At 68.8% G+C, this 2,674-nt stretch carries 3 protein-coding genes and 1 pseudogene; 2 read left to right on the forward strand and 2 right to left on the reverse strand.

The annotated features are described in order from the left end of the window. Together G3N61_RS38660 and G3N61_RS38665 are read left to right on the forward strand one after the other, a co-directional pair. The coding region (locus G3N61_RS38660; RefSeq protein WP_205825074.1) for an amidase family protein at positions 1-1,144 on the forward strand (1,144 nt) is incomplete at its 5' end. Positions 1,145-1,205: 61 nt separating this feature from the next. After that, the gene (locus G3N61_RS38665; protein ID WP_089452729.1) at positions 1,206-1,604 is read left to right on the forward strand and encodes an ectoine synthase; all 399 of its coding nucleotides are present in this window, start codon (positions 1,206-1,208) and stop codon (positions 1,602-1,604) included. 36 nt (positions 1,605-1,640) lie between these two features. Here G3N61_RS38665 and G3N61_RS38670 read toward each other — a convergent pair whose 3' ends face one another. Both G3N61_RS38670 and G3N61_RS38675 read right to left on the reverse strand, forming a co-directional pair. Next, entirely contained in the window at positions 1,641-2,315 is a 675-nt protein-coding gene (locus G3N61_RS38670) for a GntR family transcriptional regulator (RefSeq protein WP_089452730.1), read from the reverse strand. A gap of 78 nt (positions 2,316-2,393) precedes the next feature. Then, positions 2,394-2,674, reverse strand: a pseudogene (locus G3N61_RS38675) (hypothetical protein); the annotation flags it as partial.

Genomic DNA, 2,674 nt, shown 5'->3' on the forward strand with positions numbered 1-2,674 from the left:
CCTGGTCATGACGGTCAAGGCCTGCTTCGATTGCGACGGCTGGGTCACGCATGCGGGTTCGCGCGTGCTGGCCGACATGCCGCCCGCGCGAACCGACGCCGCGCTCGTGGCGGCGCTGCGTCGCGCGGGGGCCGTGCCGGTCGCGCAAACCGCGATGACCGAGTTCGCGTATGGCGCGCTCGGCGTGAATCGCGCGTATGGCACACCGGCGACGCCGCTCGACGCGCGACGCGAGCGCGTGGCCGGTGGATCGAGTTCGGGCGCGGCGGTGTCGGTGGCGCTGGGTGCCGCCGATCTGTCGGTCGGCTCCGACACGAGCGGTTCGGCGCGCATCCCGGCAGCGTTCTGCGGCGTGGCCGGATTCAAGCCGTCGCGTGGCCACTATCCCGATGCGGGCATGCGTTTTCTGTCGACCACGTTCGACGTGCCGGGGATGCTGGCGGCAACCGCCGACCTGTGCCGGCAGGTCGATGCGGCGCTGTGCGGCCGCATGGTTGAGCGCGCCGCGCCCGCGCCCGCGCGCGTCGACGCGTTGCATTTCATCGTTCCCGAACGCTTCGCGACGGAGGATGTCGACCCGGCCGTCGGACAGGCGTTCGACGCGTGGTTGTCACGGCTGTCCAGGCTCGGTGCGCGCATCGAGCGCAAGCGGCTCGATTGCCTGGCCGAGGCCGGCGCTGTCGCGCGTGCGGGCGGCATCATCGCGGCGGAGGCGTTCATGCTGCATCGCGCGCAACTGGAAACGGCCGCCGATCGCTACGATCCGCTCGTCGGCCCGCGCATCGCGGCGGGCGAACACGTGCGGGCGCACGACTACGCGGCCGCGCTGCGGCGCCTGGCGGTGCTGGCCGACGCGTACCGCGCCGAACTGGGCGATGCGCATGCGGTGCTGACGCCGACCGTGCCGATGCCGCCGCCGCGCATCGCCGATCTGGCGGACGAGCGCGTGTATCTCGCGGAGAATGCGCGCGCGTTCCGGCTGACCGAATTCGCGAACCGGCTCGACCTGCCGAGCATCAGCGTGCCGGGCGAGCGTCGGCGCAAGCTGCCGATCGGCCTGCTGCTGACGGGGCATCGTGGGGACGATGCGCGGTTGCTCGATGCGGCCGTGCTGGTCGAGCGCGCGCTGGGCGCTGCCGAATGAACCGATTTTCGACGGCAGGCCGCGGCTTGCCATTTTTTCTTCTCGTTACTAAGAGGTGCTCATGATCGTCGTAAGATCGGCCGATATCGCCCACACCGAACGCCACGCGCACGGCCCGGGCTGGGACAGCAAGCGCATGATCGTCCAGCAGGACGGCGTCGGCTATTCCGTTCACGAGACGCGCGTGCATGAAGGCGCGGAACTGCATCTGCACTACAAGCACCACTTCGAGACCAACTATTGCGTGGCGGGCGAAGGGGAAGTCGTCGAAACGGCGACCGGCAAGGTGCACCGGATTGCGCCCGGCACGATCTACGCGCTGAACGAGAACGATGCGCACATCCTGCGCGCGACGCGCGGCGACCTGCATCTCGTGTGCGTGTTCAATCCGCCGCTGACGGGGCGCGAGACGCATCGCGAGGACGGCAGCTATGCGCTGCCGGCCGGCGAGGAGGCCTGACGGCGCGAGGTGTCGACGCGTGCGGGAGGCAGCCGCTCAGGCCGCTTCCCGCTGGCTGCGCCTGATCGCGTCGAGGAGCATCCGCTCGGAATCGTCGAGATAGCGCGCGAGTGTCGTGACGGCCTCGCTTCGGCGGTTCTGCGTGAGCAGGTCATAGATCTGGTATTCGCGCTGGATCCAGTCGGGCGTCTGCACGCGCCTTTCGTCGGGATCGGATGCGAACACGAGGCGCAACTGCGCCGAGATGGTGCGGAAGAATTCGTCGAGCAGCGCGGACTTCTGCAACGCGACGATATGCTGGTGAAACCGCAGGCTGTGCGTGCCGACGGTCTGCCAGTTCTCCTTCGCGAGTTCGCGCTCGGCCGCGCGAATGGCCGACTGCATTTTCTCGAGCAGCGCCGGCTGGGCCAGTTCGGCCGTATTCAATGCATGGAGTTCGAGCGTGCGGCGCGCAACGTAAAGATCGCGCACGTCCTGACGATTGAGCGTGCGCACGACGACGCCTTTGTGCCGCACGAACGTGACGAGCCCTTCGCGGCCGAGCTGGTGCAGGACTTCGCGAAGCGAGTTGCGCGATGTGTCGTATTCGGCCGCGAGATCCATCTCGATCAGCGACGTGCCGGGCGGCAGCTTGCCGCTGATGATGTGCTCGCGCAGTTGATGGCTGATCCGGTCGGCGACCGATTGTCCTCGCGCTTTTTCGCTTGCCATGCTGTCCGTTCGCTCCTCTCCTGATCGTGCGCCGCCGGCGTGGCTGGCCGGCGGCGTGGCGTCATTCTACGGGCTTTGTCACGCCGTCTTGTCGTGCTGCCGGCCGGGCTGCGAATCGTGCTGCCAGTTGGCCTGCGGCGGCTGCATCCCGTGCAGGCCCCTGTACGGCGCGACGGGCGGCGACGTCCAGCCTTCGAGCAGCCCCGGATCGAGCCGGTACACCTCGACGCCGAGCGGCCGGCACACGTCGATCGGGTCGCGCGCGTCGGGCCCCCACATCGGCACCGACAGGTCGCCGCCCGGGCACGTGGACATCGCGCACAGCAGGTCGATCTCGGCGAAGAACTCGAGGTAGTCGC

It is taken from the genome of Burkholderia sp. Ac-20349 (assembly GCF_017104865.1).
Classification (GTDB): domain Bacteria; phylum Pseudomonadota; class Gammaproteobacteria; order Burkholderiales; family Burkholderiaceae; genus Burkholderia; species Burkholderia aenigmatica.

What these genes read in the sequence shown, in the direction of transcription:
- G3N61_RS38670 (WP_089452730.1), bottom strand. Translation starts at nt 2,315, where the DNA reads ATGGCAAGCGAAAAAGCGCGAGGACAATCGGTCGCCGACCGGATCAGC.
- G3N61_RS38665 (WP_089452729.1), top strand. Translation starts at nt 1,206, where the DNA reads ATGATCGTCGTAAGATCGGCCGATATCGCCCACACCGAACGCCACGCG.